The 15,096-nt window shown below is 55.4% G+C and carries 18 protein-coding genes and 1 pseudogene; 6 read left to right on the forward strand and 13 right to left on the reverse strand.

What is annotated here, in order from left to right; translation table 11 throughout:
- Positions 1 to 6: 6 nt before the first annotated feature.
- Positions 7 to 1,401: pseudogene (locus SK51_RS01410) on the reverse strand (MFS transporter).
- Positions 1,402 to 1,446: 45 nt separating this feature from the next.
- Positions 1,447 to 2,535 (reverse strand): cellulase family glycosylhydrolase, encoded by a 1,089-nt coding sequence (locus SK51_RS01415; protein WP_048206570.1) that lies wholly within the window; start codon positions 2,533 to 2,535, stop codon positions 1,447 to 1,449.
- Between the two features lie 185 nt (positions 2,536 to 2,720).
- Here SK51_RS01415 and SK51_RS01420 point away from each other — a divergent pair, with 185 nt between their 5' ends.
- Positions 2,721 to 3,728 (forward strand): LacI family DNA-binding transcriptional regulator, encoded by a 1,008-nt coding sequence (locus SK51_RS01420; protein ID WP_023305375.1) that lies wholly within the window; start codon positions 2,721 to 2,723, stop codon positions 3,726 to 3,728.
- Here the strand turns inward: SK51_RS01420 and fosA are convergent.
- Positions 3,714 to 4,139, reverse strand: a complete 426-nt coding sequence (gene fosA, locus SK51_RS01425) for a FosA/FosA2 family fosfomycin resistance glutathione transferase (RefSeq protein WP_023305374.1) — start codon at positions 4,137 to 4,139, stop codon at positions 3,714 to 3,716. The genes SK51_RS01420 and fosA overlap by 15 nt on opposite strands.
- A gap of 199 nt (positions 4,140 to 4,338) precedes the next feature.
- Here fosA and trpS point away from each other — a divergent pair, with 199 nt between their 5' ends.
- Entirely contained in the window at positions 4,339 to 5,343 is a 1,005-nt protein-coding gene (gene trpS / locus SK51_RS01430; protein ID WP_023305373.1) for a tryptophan--tRNA ligase, read from the forward strand.
- 75 nt (positions 5,344 to 5,418) lie between these two features.
- Here trpS and SK51_RS01435 read toward each other — a convergent pair whose 3' ends face one another.
- The 3 genes from SK51_RS01435 to SK51_RS23730 form a co-directional block, all read right to left on the reverse strand.
- Entirely contained in the window at positions 5,419 to 5,682 is a 264-nt protein-coding gene (locus SK51_RS01435) for a hypothetical protein (protein ID WP_023305372.1), read from the reverse strand.
- Positions 5,657 to 6,187 (reverse strand): DUF2778 domain-containing protein, encoded by a 531-nt coding sequence (locus SK51_RS01440; RefSeq protein WP_023305371.1) that lies wholly within the window; start codon positions 6,185 to 6,187, stop codon positions 5,657 to 5,659. Before SK51_RS01440 ends, SK51_RS01435 begins: the two co-directional genes overlap by 26 nt.
- A gap of 167 nt (positions 6,188 to 6,354) precedes the next feature.
- Positions 6,355 to 6,822 (reverse strand): SymE family type I addiction module toxin, encoded by a 468-nt coding sequence (locus SK51_RS23730; RefSeq protein ID WP_023305370.1) that lies wholly within the window; start codon positions 6,820 to 6,822, stop codon positions 6,355 to 6,357.
- Positions 6,823 to 7,123: 301 nt separating this feature from the next.
- On the opposite strand from SK51_RS23730, the gene SK51_RS01450 reads away from it, so the two are divergent.
- The gene (locus SK51_RS01450) at positions 7,124 to 7,993 is read left to right on the forward strand and encodes a phosphorothioated DNA-binding restriction endonuclease (RefSeq protein ID WP_023305369.1); all 870 of its coding nucleotides are present in this window, start codon (positions 7,124 to 7,126) and stop codon (positions 7,991 to 7,993) included.
- A 363-nt stretch (positions 7,994 to 8,356) separates the two neighbouring features.
- Here the strand turns inward: SK51_RS01450 and SK51_RS01455 are convergent, their stop codons facing one another.
- The 7 genes from SK51_RS01455 to SK51_RS23735 form a co-directional block, all read right to left on the reverse strand.
- Positions 8,357 to 10,690 (reverse strand): primase-helicase zinc-binding domain-containing protein, encoded by a 2,334-nt coding sequence (locus SK51_RS01455; protein ID WP_048206571.1) that lies wholly within the window; start codon positions 10,688 to 10,690, stop codon positions 8,357 to 8,359.
- 14 nt (positions 10,691 to 10,704) lie between these two features.
- The gene (locus SK51_RS01460) at positions 10,705 to 11,025 is read right to left on the reverse strand and encodes a DUF5375 domain-containing protein (protein ID WP_045614814.1); all 321 of its coding nucleotides are present in this window, start codon (positions 11,023 to 11,025) and stop codon (positions 10,705 to 10,707) included.
- Positions 11,022 to 11,282, reverse strand: a complete 261-nt coding sequence (locus SK51_RS01465; protein WP_044488962.1) for a hypothetical protein — start codon at positions 11,280 to 11,282, stop codon at positions 11,022 to 11,024. Before SK51_RS01465 ends, SK51_RS01460 begins: the two co-directional genes overlap by 4 nt.
- A 71-nt stretch (positions 11,283 to 11,353) precedes the next feature.
- Complete coding sequence (locus tag SK51_RS01470) at positions 11,354 to 11,803, reverse strand: hypothetical protein (RefSeq protein ID WP_045614812.1); 450 nt, start codon at positions 11,801 to 11,803, stop codon at positions 11,354 to 11,356.
- Positions 11,796 to 12,095 (reverse strand): derepression protein, encoded by a 300-nt coding sequence (locus SK51_RS01475; RefSeq protein ID WP_017694617.1) that lies wholly within the window; start codon positions 12,093 to 12,095, stop codon positions 11,796 to 11,798. Before SK51_RS01475 ends, SK51_RS01470 begins: the two co-directional genes overlap by 8 nt.
- Complete coding sequence (locus SK51_RS01480) at positions 12,088 to 12,642, reverse strand: host cell division inhibitor Icd-like protein (protein ID WP_026094408.1); 555 nt, start codon at positions 12,640 to 12,642, stop codon at positions 12,088 to 12,090. The genes SK51_RS01475 and SK51_RS01480 overlap by 8 nt, the downstream gene beginning before the upstream one ends.
- Entirely contained in the window at positions 12,639 to 12,905 is a 267-nt protein-coding gene (locus tag SK51_RS23735; RefSeq protein ID WP_026094409.1) for a helix-turn-helix transcriptional regulator, read from the reverse strand. The genes SK51_RS01480 and SK51_RS23735 overlap by 4 nt, the downstream gene beginning before the upstream one ends.
- 550 nt (positions 12,906 to 13,455) lie before the next feature.
- Between SK51_RS23735 and SK51_RS01485 the strand changes: the two genes are divergently transcribed.
- Genes SK51_RS01485 through SK51_RS01495 form a run of 3 tightly spaced genes read left to right on the forward strand, consistent with a single transcriptional unit; the run spans position 13,456 to position 15,012 of the window.
- Positions 13,456 to 14,199 (forward strand): hypothetical protein, encoded by a 744-nt coding sequence (locus tag SK51_RS01485; protein ID WP_045614806.1) that lies wholly within the window; start codon positions 13,456 to 13,458, stop codon positions 14,197 to 14,199.
- Between the two features lie 2 nt (positions 14,200 to 14,201).
- Positions 14,202 to 14,420, forward strand: coding sequence for an ogr/Delta-like zinc finger family protein (locus SK51_RS01490; protein ID WP_015570058.1), 219 nt, complete (start codon positions 14,202 to 14,204; stop codon positions 14,418 to 14,420).
- A 28-nt stretch (positions 14,421 to 14,448) separates the two neighbouring features.
- On the forward strand, positions 14,449 to 15,012 hold the full coding sequence (locus SK51_RS01495; RefSeq protein WP_045614802.1) for a phage polarity suppression protein: 564 nt from the start codon (positions 14,449 to 14,451) through the stop codon (positions 15,010 to 15,012).
- Positions 15,013 to 15,096: the final 84 nt, after the last annotated feature.

Genomic DNA, 15,096 nt, shown 5'->3' on the forward strand with positions numbered 1-15,096 from the left:
TCAGGCCTACAAGGGCTGGTCCTGTAGGCCGGGTAAGGCGCAGCCGGCACCCGGCGCTTTCGCAGACGCATTCCGCTCCGCCAGCAGCCGACAAATCTCCGCATGCTTCTCTTCGGTAAAGGTAAAGCGCGACATAAAGCCCATGCGGATCAGCGAGCCTATCGCCGGTAACAAACAAATGCCAAAGAACAGCCCCGACAGTACGCCTTCGCTCTGTGACTGCGCCTGCGGCACATAGTTGATCATCGTCAGAAACACGCCGATTAACCCGCCGCCCACCGCCACCGACATCTTGCCGGTAAAGGTCTGCCCGGAGAAAGTGATCGCCGCGCAGCGCTTGTGGGTGTGGTATTCCGCGTACTCGATGGTGTCGGCAATCATCGACGAGGTGAGGATGTTGGTCATCATCACGAACAGCGTGCTCAGGCCGAGCAGGATAAACAGCAGCGCCGTGTGCTGATAGCCCGTGAACCACATCACCACGCGCACCGCCACGTCCAGCCCGCAGAGGATCATAAACAGCTTCCGCTTCTGCATCCGGCGCGTCAGCAGCGGGGCGACCAGGCACAGCACCGCCGCCACTATTCCCATCACGCCAATTGCCATTTGCAGGCTGCCGTCGCCCATGTTGTTGATAAAGAAGTAGATATAGAGTCCGCCCGCCACGTTATGGAACACGCAGAAAAAGAACGACAGCAGGACGATAAACAGCGGCTTGTTCTGGCGCAGGTTGTGGAAGGTGTCGCGCATCGTCACCTTTTCCGGGCTGGGCGGGACGCGCTCTTTGATCTACATAAAGCCGTTGAGCATCAGCGGCAGGCCCACCAGCATCATCACCAGCGCCGCCATAAAGTAGCCTTTATCGTTGCTGTACTGGGCAAAGAACGCCGCCAGCTTCGGGAAGAAGATGTTGGCGCAGGCAATCCCGGCGTTCACCCCGAGCATCGCCGCCGTTACCGCGCGGGTGCGCTGGCCGGAGTCGTTGGTCATCACCGACGACATCGACCAGAACGGGATATCGGAGATGGCGTACAGCGTCCCCCACAGGATATACGTTACCCCGGCGTAGAGGATTTTGGTGGTCATGTCCGCTTCGATTTTATAGAACGCCAGCAGGGTGACGCCGGTAATCAGCAGCGGCGCAATCAGTAAAAAGTGGCGAAACTTGCCAAACCGGCTGTTAATGGTGTCCATAATGCTGGCAAACAGCGGATCGTGAACCGCGTCCCACGCGCGGGCAATCAGGAAGATGGTACTTGCCGCCAGCGCCGAGATCCCCAGCACGTCGGTGTAAAAATAGTTTATAAACGAACCCACTAAACCAAAGCTAAAACACTGACCTAAACCATAGCCAAAGTAGGACCATAACTCGCGAGACGGTATTTTCATTGTCATTGCCATAGTGCGTACCTGGTTGCCCGGCGACAGCGCGCCGGGTCGTTATTATTAGCCCTGCGGATCCGGGGCGATATTGCGCAGCTTCTTCATCAGCGCGATTTCAGCGCGTGAAAACGGGATACCGTTCTCCTCAAACACGTCGTGGAACCACAGGCGGCAGTAGTCCGTGGACTCCTTCATCACCACCGGCCACGGCAGCCAGGTCTGGGTTTTACCGCGCACCAGCCCCCACTGATACGGCGCGACCTTTGCCATGTACATCAGCGGGAGCTGCTCTTCGATGGTGCCGCCCACGTGACGCGCCAGCCATTCGGTGCAGAAGATTGGGCGGCCCAGCGCCTGAAGTTGCTGGATAATCGCCGTCATGCGCCCGGTATTGGTGTAGGCGTGATAGCTCACCACGTCCGACAGTTCCAGCGCGGTCTGGTCCAGCGGGTGCTGATAAAACGTCTCGCCCTCCTCTTCCGCCGGCAGACGCCAGGCGCAGACGGTAAGCGGCTGGGTCGGATCTTCCTCACGCACCCAGCGGAACGCCAGCTTCATCAACTCGTGCGCGCAGGTCTCCAGCTTCTCGTCGTACAGCACCTCTTCCGTGCCCGTCGCGAAAATGCCGCGGTTTCCCGGCTCGTTATACAGATCCCACAGCAATACGCGCTTATCCTCGCGGAACTGGCGCACAACGTCGCGGATATAGCGCTCAATCTGTGGCCAGCAGTCTCGATCGCACACCTTGTCGCGCCCCGGGCTCGCCGCCGCCTGGCTGTTGTGTTTGCCCGGTACGGGCGGCTTTTGCGGGCCGAGGTACGGCTCGTCGCCGGAGAAGCCGCAGTCGTCCATCAGGGTCAGCATGGTGCTGAACCCTTGGTCGTCGGCAATCGTCAAAAAGCGGTCGATGCGCGCCATCAGCCCGTCGCGGTCGTGCTCCCATACGATAAAGGGCAGGTTTATGCGCAGGGTGTTATAGCCCGCGTCCGCCGCCCAGCCCAGCTCGCGGTCGATAGTGGCGGCATCGAAGGTCTCTTCCTGCCAGATATCGGTCCAGTTCACCGCTGTCGACGGCAGATAGTTGAACCCGGACAGCCAGCCTTTTTGCTGATACCACGCCTGTGCCTGTTCTTTACTCCACTGATCTTTCATTACGCATCCTCTTGCTGATAATGTTTAGCTAATAAATATTAGCTGTGGGATAAATGCGCAAATCGCGGTGCAAAGAAAAGCGACGCCTCTCACAAAGTTCACGCTTCGATGAATGAGAAACGTGATCGGCAGCGCTAAAGCGTGCGGTTAGGGTATGATGCAAATTCGCGAAAGGGAGAGGACGGATGAAGCGAAAAACGAAGGTGACGATGAACGATATTGCGCGGGCGGCGGGCGTGTCGCAGGCGACGGTATCGCTGGTGCTTAACCAGTCCCGCAACATCAAGCTCAGCGACGACACCCGCCAGCGGGTGATCAACGTCGCTACCGAGCTCGGCTACGACCGTCTTCCTGCCATTCACGCTCCGCGCAACCAGGAGGAGATCGCCCTGCTGGTCAGCTCGTTGCAGAGCTTCGACCCATTTATCGACGCCATCAGCCAGGCGCGTGAAGCGGCGTGGCGCAACGAGACGCTGCTCACCGTCTACGACTACGGCGACGACGTGGAGCTGGCCCTGAACATCATCCGCCAGCTGGACAAGCGCAACTGCATCGGGATTATCCTTGCCTCTCCGGTCACGAACGTCGTTGATATGACGCCATTTCAGGACTGTACCCGCATCCCGCTGGTGCTGCTCAACCAGCGCGACCCTGGCTCGCCGCTGCTGCCGTCGTTTATCCCGGACGACTACGCCAACGCTTTCCAGGTGACTAAACACCTCATCGCCTGCGGCGCCAGCCGTATCGCCCACATCACCGGCGAGAGCTGGATGGAGGCCTCGCGCCAGCGTCTGGCGGGCTACCAGGCGGCATTGAAGCAGGCCGGTTTAACGTGTGACGAGAGCCTGGTGCGCCAGACCAACTGGCAGTTCAGCGAGTCCTTTACCGCCACCACGTCCCTGCTGGAACTGACCGAACGCCCGGACGCCATTTTCTGTGCCAGCGACTGGCTGGCGATTGGCTGCTACCAGGCGCTGGCGGTGAATGGCGTGCGTATCCCGCAGGACATGCTGCTGGCGGGCTACGACGACCAGAAGATTTCCGAGCAGCTCACCCCACCGCTGACCAGTATCCAGCTGCCCTACAGCGAGCTGGGACGGCTGGCGGTGGAGTACCTGTGCAATCAGGAAGATGCCGCCACGCACGTGACGCTGGCGGGCAGGCTGAAGGTGCGCGCCTCAAGCCCCGTCTGAAGTAAATACCATGCCCGCATAGGGCTTCTCGCGACACGCCGCCAGCCGAGCGGCGAGGCTGCCCACGTGCAGCTCCAGCTTGTGCCCATCCGGGTCGAGGAAATAGAACGACGCCCCCTCGCTTTTGTTCTGCTTCCAGACGGTGACGCCCGCCTGCTCCAGCCTGTGCGAGAACGGCTCAAAATCCTCTTCCGCCACGGTAAACGCGTAGTGGGTGTAGTCACTCTCCTGCGGCGGCACGTACTGGCGCGCCTCGTCGTACGACAGGCAGACCCACAGATCGCCGCAGGTGAGATAGGCCCCGGTATTCCAGCGGGCGTGCAGCGCAAGCCCCAGCAGCTCGTGCCAGAAGGTGACGCTTTTTTGCAGGTCACTGACCGCGAGGGTCAGGTGGTTGAGAGATTGCAGCATGACGTGCCCTTTTGTTTTTCGCGCCGGACGTGATACGGTAAAGAGATGAACATAAACCACGCCGTGCTCACCGTAAACCGCTGGTGGCTGCCTTCTTAAAGGCGGCGCGGAGTAGTTTTTCCCATTTTCAGATAGCCGCCGAAAGGCGGCTTTCTCACATCTAAGACCCCTTTCGGCATTACAACGTTAAGGAGTCTTTATGAACGCACCCACCATCCTCACCGGCGATCGCCCAACCGGCCCGCTGCACCTTGGCCACTTCGTCGGATCGCTGCGCCAGCGTGTGGCGCTGCAGCAGACGCACAACCAGTTTGTGCTGATTGCCGACCTGCAGGGGCTGACCGACAACGGCAGCAACCCGCAGAAGATCCGCGACAACATCCCCGAAGTGCTGGCCGACTACCTCGCCGCCGGTATCGACCCGAACCTGACCACGATCTGCCTACAATCCGCCCTGGCCGCCCTCGCCGAGCTGACGATGCTGTATATGAACATCGTCACCGTCGCCCGCGTGGAGCGTAACCCGACGGTGAAAAACGAGATTGCGCAGAAGGGCTTCGCCCGCTCGCTGCCGGTCGGGTTTATGGCCTACCCCATCAGCCAGGCAGCGGACATCACCGCGTTTAAGGCCGAGTGCGTGCCCGTCGGCGACGACCAGTTGCCGATGATTGAGCAGACCAACGAGATTGTGCACAAGATGAACAGCCTGCTGCCCGCTCCGGTGCTGCGCCACTGCAAGGCGATGCTAAGCGACACCAGCCGCCTGCCCGGCATCGACGGCAGCGCCAAGATGTCGAAATCGCTGGGCAACACGCTACACCTGTCGGCCAGCGAAGAGGCTATTCACCGTGCGGTCAGCGCCATGTACACCGACCCGAACCACCTGAAGGTGAGCGACCCGGGGCAGATTGAGGGGAACGTGGTGTTTACGTATCTCGACGCGTTTCACCCGGACAAGGACAAAGTGGCGGCGATGAAGGCGCACTATCAGGCGGGTGGGCTGGGCGACCGGGCGTGTAAGAACGAGCTGGAGGGGTGTTTGCAGGAGCTGATTGCGCCGATGCGGGAGCGGAGGGCGATGTATATGCAGGACAGGGGGGAGCTGATGGCGATGCTGAAGCGCGGGACCGAACGGGCGCAGGGGGTGACGCAGGCGACGTTGAGGGAGGTGAAGGTTGGGCTGGGGGTGCCGGTGTTTAGTTAAAGTAGGTTTAGCGGTGGAGTGCGGGGGATTGGCATGAAGCCGCTTAATTGTTTTAGAAAGCAGCTATGAAATATTTCATCCCTGCTTCAGGTTGCATATCTTTCGGATGATAATCATCAGTAGCGCGGTAACGACGGCCATCATCCCACCCAACACCCACAGGAATGATGGGTCTGCTTCACCATCAGCAAACCCCAGACCGGTACGATTTAAAAAATCATTGCTGGCTTGAGACAAGTAATCGAGCAAGCCTCCCAGAGGAAACAGGACGATAAAGAAGGAAGCAATGAGGCATGCCAGACCAATCAGGATATTATTTTTTAACTTTGCATGAAGCATAATCAGCCCTTCCTGTCACATCAATACGTCCATATGCCATCAACCCTTTACCACCAGGAACACGAATCTTCTTACGTGCAAGCAAAGATTGTCTGACCAGTTGAAAATCAGGGATATTATAGAACGTTATGCATCCCCACGACTCTCCCTCACCATTCGGCCTCAATGGATGAAGTCGAAATGAGCCTCTGTCGACCCCATTCACAAATACGTTATCAGCCATGGTAGTAGCATTAAACAAACCGAACCATTCAGAATGTTTGGTACCGTTCTTGAAGTCTTTTACAAACCGCTCGACCCGATTAGCAATACTGCCTTCCGGTGCATCAACGATCCAGTACGTACCCACAGGTAATGCTGCATTCCTGATAAAGGCGCACTCTGCAATATTGGTTACGGGTTCTATTCCTGAAAAAACGGGAAACGTCCCAACGCCATAAACGTGTAGTTTCAGCCTTCGTCCATCGGCTGAGACATCGTTGTAATCCATCCTACAAATCTGCATAGCAATCCTCCCTGTCACTCTGCGGAGAATGTTACAACCGATTTATTGAGTGCACCAGCGGTGTTAGATAATTCATTTAAAAAAGGAAAAATACGGGCATGCGTATTCAAGCCCGTATTAACTTATCCTTTTACATGATTAATGAAGGGATATTTTAGATATTATTCTTACTTTGCCAGACCATTTCCGCGCTTCACCATAGGTATATCTCCCGTATCATTCAGCGCTCCCGGAAACGTTTTTAACCACTGCACGACTTTCTGCTTATTTATATTCACCACACTCATACCTTCCAGACATCCCCATAATTCTCTTGTATGCTGTGGCGTAATCACGATGCAGTCTTTCATGGCGCGGATTTTCACAGGCATACCGTTGATAAAGCCTGCACGGGTTAACCAGTCGCCGCCTAGGAGAAGGTATTTCATGTCTATGCGTGCATACAGTTCGCAGCAAGCGGCACTGTCCTGCGGCGTTTCCGCGCGAGGGTGGACGGGCGCCGCGTTGGGCGGGTTGCCGTGCAGACGGCGGGCGCTGTTTTTGCGTACCAGCTCGCGGTTTTCAATCATGCCGGTGAAAGCGTCTGATTCTGTTTTGCAAACGGTAAACTCTGGCTTAAAATTCGTCGCAGCCATTTTCAACTTCTCCGTAGTTGTTGGTGGTTAGCGGTATGGGGGTGTTGCAGCACCTTCATATCGCGAATTCTCTCTTTAAATATTCCTTGATACTTCCTTTGCCGTTCGGCGTAATTTCTGGTGCCTATTATACAGGGCTGAATATAAATACAGCGGTTTTGGGTGGGGTAAATTTGGAATTTGCGAAGGGGATTCAGGAAATAGAGTTATGTGCGGTAAGGTCATGTTTTTGTTAGTTGCGGGTTGATTGGTCTGGGTTTTGCGAGCATCATCGCAATTATTTACCTTCTTCCGTAACGCGATGGCTTCCAGCAAAACTCTCGAACAGGCAATTGCCGACATCACCATCTGGCGCAAAGGCGAACAGCGTGCGCCGCATAAGCCCTTATTGCTTCTGTACGTGCTGGCGAACTATCAGCAGGGGCATGTGAGACTGTTTGATTACGGAACCGAGGTCCACGAGCAACTGCTTAGCCTGTTAGAACGCTTTGGCCCACAGCGGAAGGCGCATTACCCGAATATGCCCTTCTGGCGGCTCAAGAGGGACGGATTTTGGGATCTTCAGAACACTGAGTTCTGTTCGACCACCGGCAGTAAGCAACCGCCCGTCAAAGAACTTGTGGAACATAATGTCGCAGGTGGGTTTGATGAAGAACACTTTGCATTGCTGAGTAAGAACAAAAACCTGATCGGCTCGCTGGCGCAGCAGATCCTTGAAGCGCATTTTCCTGAAAGCATTCAGGAGGAGATCGCGGATGAGATGGGTTTTGATATTCAACAGATCCGTAAGGTTCGCGATCCGCTGTTCCGTCAGCAGGTGCTGCGTGCATATAATTATGAATGTGCCATCTGCGGATTTAACATGCGGCATGATAACGCCTCTGTTGGACTTGAAGCCGCACATATCAAGTGGAAGCAGTTTGGCGGACCTTGTGAGATCCCGAACGGACTGGCGTTATGTGCGATTCATCATAAGGCATTTGATATGGGATCGATTGGGCTGGATGAGAGTATGCGAGTGCTTGTGTCCGAGGCGGTGAATGGGAGTGGGATCGTTGGGCGGCTATTCTGGGATTTTGCCGAGAAGCAGATTGCGCTACCGATGGTGAAAGGGAATTATCCAAGGGAGGGGTTTGTGGAGTGGCATAGGAAGGAGGTGTTTAAAGAATGAGTGCGAAGGCCGGACTCAAATCATCATTTAAGCCTATAAAATATAAATAAAAAATATAAAGCACACTTCAAAGTGCCCCCTTTTATGCCCCCACCATTTATTTTGATAATTTTAAACTCAACTAATTGGTTTAACTGAAAAAAGATTACTAATCCTATCTTCGGTTTGGATCCGTTGTACGGATCCAAACCAGAACAGAAAAACTTTTTTATTGGAAAAACTGTTCACACTGTTCACTACGGGGTTTTATTTAATATATTCATGTGGTTATGCGGTGAACGGTTGGTGAACAGTGAACACTTTACTGTTCACTTTTGCCGTTTTGCAGGTAAAAAAAGACCGGCTATTGCCGGTCAGGGTAGGTTATTTCGCTATAGGGTCATCACATTTTGGCAACCAGTCGGCGTTACTTTCCTCTCTGAGTGCCAGATTGGTCTGTACGCCCTGATTTTTTCGGCGCTTCTCATAACTTAGCCCGTACTCTTTCAGCATGGCCGGCAGTCCCTTACCGAACATGGTGAGGCTGAGTGTATTCCTGTAGCCGTGGGCTTCCATATACGCCAGATAGGCATGGTACAGATACAGGCGCGGCTGACGCGGAATGATGTTGGCATTGCCAATATACATACCCTCAGGCTCCGGCAGTGCTTCCAGATAGCCGCAAAAATCAAACGTCGGATCAGCATCGCGTTTAATACTGAGCGCCTCGTCGGAGTTCTGCTGTGACTGGAGCAGAGCACGGGCAGTCATCGGGTCGCTGAACTTCTGCATAAGCTGGCGCACAATTACGGCCAGCTCGCGGGCGATTTTATTTTTTAGTTGCGGGTCGCGTTCTTCGGGGGCAATCTGTTCCGGGAAATGTAGAATAACCCGGCGACGGGAAACACCGCCGCTGCGGTCGGTAAAGCGCATCGGGTTATTGTTCACGGCCAGGATCACCGCCGGAATATGGGTGGAGTATGCATCCTTGTATTTCGGGTCTACCGAGACCGCATCCCCGCCGGTGATGGCCTTTAGTCCTGCCCCGTCACCGCTCCACTTTTCCTGGTCAGGCAGGCGAATCAGCGAGAAGCCAATCAGAGCCGCACGTTCGCGGGGTGATTCCAGCGTTTCGATGGTGGCCGACGTGGCGTTATCTTCCCCGGCAAGCATCGTCGCAATTTCGGCCAGAATACTTTTTCCGCTCCCGCCGGGACCGGTGACTTCGAGAAAAAGCTGCCAGTCGTAACGGTTAGCCAGCACCATAAACAGGGCGGCAAGTATCACGTCGCGCTTTTCCGGTCTGCCACCGGCGGCACGGTCGAGCCAGCGCCAGAAATCCGGGGCGTGGGTTTCCAGCGTTTCCCCCTCCACCGGCGGGGTAAAATCGACATCACAGAGTGTGCGCAGCCAGTGCGATTTATGATGCGGGCTGAAAGTACCCGTGGCGGTATCGAGTACACCGTTGCGAAAGCCAATCAGACGCCGTGCCGGGGCATCCTGCTGCGGAATAATCAGTTTCAGGGTCTCCACCACTGAGGCAATTTTCCCCGACGAGAACGGTGCGCGCAGACGCTGGAACAACCCGGCAACGTCGCGGGCAAAATCCGACGGTGGAATGATTTTCCATATCCCGGCCTCATAGCGGGACAGGAGCTGGCCGTTTGCATCCACGGCCAGCGCTTCTCCGTAATGCTCATGCACCCGCATTGCCTTTTCACTGGTGCTCATGGCGGTAAATTCTGCCTCGCTCATGGTAGCGAAAGGGCTGTCAGCCGGTGGCCGGATGGTGTCATAAATCGCTTTTCGTGTCGCCTCTTCGCCTTTTTGCATAAACGCATCATTCCAGTCACCGAATACCGGCGGCAGGGCGACAACGCCCTCACAGGCGTCTGCGGCCGCAGCGGCTTTGTTCTGGCCGTCGCCGCTCAGGTCGCGGTCGGCGGCGAGCACAATCTGACAGGCCGGGTGTTTCTGACGGACAAGGCTCGCCAGAGAAAGGAGGTTCACGGACGACAGCGCCACCATGACGGTTTCACCGGTCAGGTGATGCACGGTGAGCGCGGTTGCATAGCCCTCCGCAATCCACAGGCGCTTTCCGGCCTGTTTTTTCCCTTCGATGACATGACATGCCCCTTTAACCTGACCGCCCTTCAGGGTGCGTTTGAGACCGTCAGAACTGATAAGCTGAAGGTTAACCAGTGCGCCGGTATCGTCATACAACGGGACAACCACATCCCCGGCGCGGAACGTCACGCCGCCGGTTTTGTGTGTGGCCGACAGTACCGGACATTCCCGGTCGGGGAAGCCCTTGCAGGTGAGGTAGACGTTGCCGCTGGCCGGTCGGGTTTTCTCCATGAGCCTGACGGCCAGCGCGGCCGCAGCCTGGCGGTCAGCCTCCGTTTCAGCCTCTGCGGCCGCAATCACTTCCGTGGCAACCGGCGGCAGGTTGCCGGTCACGGCGTTCACCTTTTGGGCTGCCTCTGATGGTTTTACACCGAACACCTTTTCGACCAGTTTCAGGCCATCCCCCGCGCCGCACTGATTACAGAGCCACGTCCCTCGCCCCTCTTTATCGTCAAAGCGGAAACGGTCAGAGCCGCCGCACACCGGACAGGCCTGATGCCGGTTTTTCATGACCTTCACACCCAGCGCCGGAAGAATGCGCGGCCAGTGGCCGCACGCCTGTTTTACGGTTTCCGTTACGTTCATTTTCATCGTTATTTTCTCCCTCAGTGCATGACAGGCGATGTGATATGACGGGCACAGAGTTCATCCATCACGGCCAGCCCGAGGAAGGACAGCGACGGCGCGGCCTTGAGCGGTCCGGCTTCCATTAAATCTTCCAGCAGCGCACAGGCAATCTGGCGGCCTTTTTCCTCGCCGTGCTGGCGCAGGTAGAAGCCCTCCAGCTCGTCGGCAATGGCGCTTTCCAGTGCGTCGAGGGTGAGGTGCGGGTAGCGGTGCTGACGTTCGCATACTGTCAGCCACGCACAGGCGACAGCGCGGCGATACAGCGCGGCGCGTAATATGGGCGGTAGTGGCTTTTTCATACGTTACCCTCCCCGGTCAGCCAGCGCTGATTGCAGTGTTCGACCACGCCGTCGAGCTGGGCGGTCATGAGGTAAATCACGGAGGTGAGCTGTAACTGCTGCGCAGGGTCACGACGAATGGCCGTGCAGTCCTGCACCTGCATCAGATCGCCGACGAGCTGGCCGACGTTGCGAAGGTGTTCAAGGCATTCAAGGTCTGCCCGGCTGATGGTGGGCTGATTTATATTTTGCGGCCGTTCTGCACTGTTAACAGGCATAATTTCGTCTCCTGAGGTCGTGCGTATCCCTGCGCAGATACGCACGTTTAATATTCGTTATCGTTTTGTAATTACAGATAATGGCGGTAGCTGTTATCCGGTTTTATTTCCGTTTCCGGCCTGAAATTATTTCGCCATTTATACGCCACCGGTGCCGGGCGTTTAACCGGGGGAATATCGTCAGGATATTTATCGATATTCCGCACCCGGCATTTCTGTAATTCCGGGTCTGCGGCAAGCTCACTCAGAACAGCATGGCGGTTTTCAGGACTGCGTTTAAATACGTCGGGAGACTCGCAGGTAAATTCACGCAAAAAACGACCGAGTGGAATTTCTGCCATATCACCAGTAGCGATAATACGAATGAGGATGGTGTAGGTGCGCCGGTAGGGATTCCAGACTTGCCCAGGGCAGCGGTACGGCATATCCCATGGAATACCGTCGGCCAGAATGCCTGACACCACCACGTCAGGAAAGCCTGAACAACGGTATGTTTCACCCGGCTGAGGGAAATCAAACATGGTGCTCCCCTCCGTTCCCCGATGTCGTGGCGAGAAAGTCACGGCACAGGCCTTTGGCTTTCAGCTCTTCCAGTACGTAGCTAACGTCCTCATGGATATAACTAAAAATCTGCGGCAGGTATAGCTGGTGTAGACCGTTCAGTTCACGGTGCAGCAAATCTCCACCAATGAACTGTGAGACGGCGCTTGCGCGATTGAGTTTATGGTACGCCTCTATGCTGAGGTGTTCCTGCATGGGGTTAAGGTCATCACGACGCGCTGAGACGGTCTGAGGTGTGTTTTTATTAGGCATGTGACACCTCCACAACTGGCAGACGGGCGGCAAGGGAAAGCACGTATTCGCGGACAAGGGTGCGACGGGCGGCCAGCTCGTCACCGGCAACGGTGCGGAGCATACAGATACGGGGCTTACGGTCTGCGCGACGGACGGCGGCAAACACAAAGACAAACTGCGGGTGTGACGGGGTGAGGGTCGTAGCCATAGGGGCAACCTCCTTGAAGTAGCGGTTATTACTACCACCAGAGTTCCTACACTCATGGGTGGTAGCCCGGACGGGGGTAGGAATACCGGCCTTCAAGGAAACCGGCCAGCCCGAGGGCTGCCCCGCCCGGACCACCATTATCTGATACAGGCTGGTGTGAAACCACCACAGCCCAAAAATAAGGTGAGCCTGAGCAACGACGTAAAAAAAGACGCATGGCGCGTCTGGTGTCGCCTTGAAGTAACACGGGTTCCTACGCCCGGCTGTCGATTTTGCGACAGCGACAAAACTGTACCAGGAAACACACAACAGATGCAAGCCAGAAAAAGGGGCTTTGTGAAAACGGTTCTGATTCATGCGTTGTATTTCCGGTTACGGTGGGCGATACGTTCTTCCATCCACGCCGTGATTTCAGATTGTAGCCAAGCGACATTCTTACCCCCGAGGGAAACCTGAGCCGGGAAAGCATCACGGGCAATTAAATCGTAGAGCGTGGAGCGGGATAGGCCGCACTGATGAATTACTTCCGGAAGACGTAAAAAACGTTCCTGAGCCGGGGATGAAACCGGCATCGGGTGCGTGCCAGTGTGGGTCGATAGTGCTGATGAAACTGTATGCATAACGCTACCTCGTTAATATCCGCAGAGATCCGGACGTTTCCGTCCGGTATCAGGTAGCGCTCTATTTTGTGAATATTTTGGTCTGATGCAACAAGTGAATTTTGTATGAGGCATGGCACAGACTGTCTGAATTTTGAGCAGCAAAATTTCAAATTGCTTTAAATGACTTTAAATGGCTTCAGGCGGAAATAAGAATTTATCTTCGATTATTTACACCTATGGTTATATGTTAATTAATAGAAATTAACGTAATTATGAGGCAATGCTAAATTTCTATAGCGTGAACAGTAGTGAACAGTTGGTGAACAGTCACAACCTCAACTGTTCACCCCTTATCTTACTGTATTAATTGTCTTTTTCTTTTCAGTGAACAGTGGTGAATAGTTATAAGTAAAAAAACAAACGATGAGTAAGGTTTTGCTGAGACCTTTCTCTGGCAAGCCGGGTTTTGAGTGCTGTTTGTGCCAGAACTGCCACAACTGCGATGAATCGAGATGTTGTGTGATGAAGGGCAGAATCATTTCAGGTTGAATAAACGGAGAGCCTGAACATGAAACCCGAAACACTCATCACCGCCCTGCAAGATGTTGCCGCCAGGCAGTCCGCAGAGAACAGCCAGCGCATCACCGACAAGCTGAGCGTATTCACTACGGCCAGAGACACCCACGCGGCCAGCATGCAGGTTCTGAAAGAGATTGATACGTCCATTGAACGCTGTAAGCAGGAGCGGCAGACCGCCCTTGATGAGAGCGCAGAAGCGGAGCAGGACTGGCGCAGCCGCTTTCGCACCCTGCGCGGCAGTCTCACCCCTGAAATGAAAGCTGAGCACAGCAGGCGTATCGCCAGTCGCGAGCTGGCCGACGAGTTCACCGGCCTGATTGCGGAGCTGGAGAACGACCGGACACGCGCCATGCTGAATGCCTGCTCCACCGGCAATAAATACCTGTCAGCGCATGAAGATGCCTTTACCGCTTACGCCGGTGCGGAATGGGCACAGGCTGTCAATGCGATTCCCGTCACCCTTATCCGCGCTTTCCTGCTGCGTGTTCGTGCCCTCGAAATGAAGGGTGTAAGCGCCCCGCAGTCCGTGGCCACCGGCGAGCTGCGCGATGCGCTGAGCCGTCAGGGCATCCTGTATCAATTCGATATGACGCAGGAGCCGGTGTTGTCCGTGACGGGCATGCACCGGCCGCAGATTACCGGCGTGGATACGGAGCTTTTACGCAGCCCTGCTAAGAGAATGATGCTCGCCAGAAAACTGGCTGAAAATGGCGAGACAAAAGCGGAGGAGTAAGCATGTTTCACTGCCCGTTCTGTAAAACCAGCGCGCATTCCCGCACCAGTCGGTATCTGTCCGATAACGTCAAACAGCGCTATCACCAGTGCATGAACATTGAATGCTCGGCCACGTTCCGTACGCTTGAATCCATCGACGGGGTTATTCGTTCACCGGTGACAGAGCCGGTTATCCCGGTACCCGCACCGGCGGCCACCGTTAACCGTGCCGGTGCGTGAGCACGTCCAGTCATCAGGAGAAACATACGTGACCACACTGACGCTACAGAAAGCCTTTGAGGCCTGTCAGGCAAACAAATCCGCCTGGCTGCAACGCAGGGATGAACTGACGCAGGCCGAACAGGCATACCGCGAACAGCTTGCCGGCAGCGGCCACAGCGGCCGGAGCCTGCAAACGCTGCGTGAAATTATCGACGTGAAAAAATGGGAAATTAATCAGGCTGCCGGTCGCTACATCCGCTCGCATGAGGAGGTGCAGCGCATCAGCATCCGCGACCGTTTAAATGATTTTATGCAGGCGCACGGCGCGGAGCTGGCCGCCACCCTTGCCCCTGAACTGATGAATTATTCCGGGCAACATTCCGCCGTTCAGCGCTGCGCCATGCAGCACTCACTCGACTGTCTGCGTGAGGCGCTACAGCTCTGGCTGGTCGCCGGTGAAAAAATTAATTATTCGGCGCAGGATAATGACATTTTAACGGCCATCGGATTCAGACCTGACGCGGCTTCGTGCGATGATAGTCGTGAAAAATTCACGCCTGCACAGAACCTGAATTACACCCGCCGCCGTGCAGAACTGGCCGTGCATTAGTCCGCTTAAAAATCCCCGAAAATCCCGCCATTTTTACGTATAAAAGCCATGCATGCATAGTTGCATGGTTTTGCATGCGTTTTA

The sequence above is a fragment of the Enterobacter sp. MGH85 genome, from assembly GCF_001037655.1.
Classification (GTDB): Bacteria; Pseudomonadota; Gammaproteobacteria; order Enterobacterales; family Enterobacteriaceae; genus Enterobacter; species Enterobacter intestinihominis.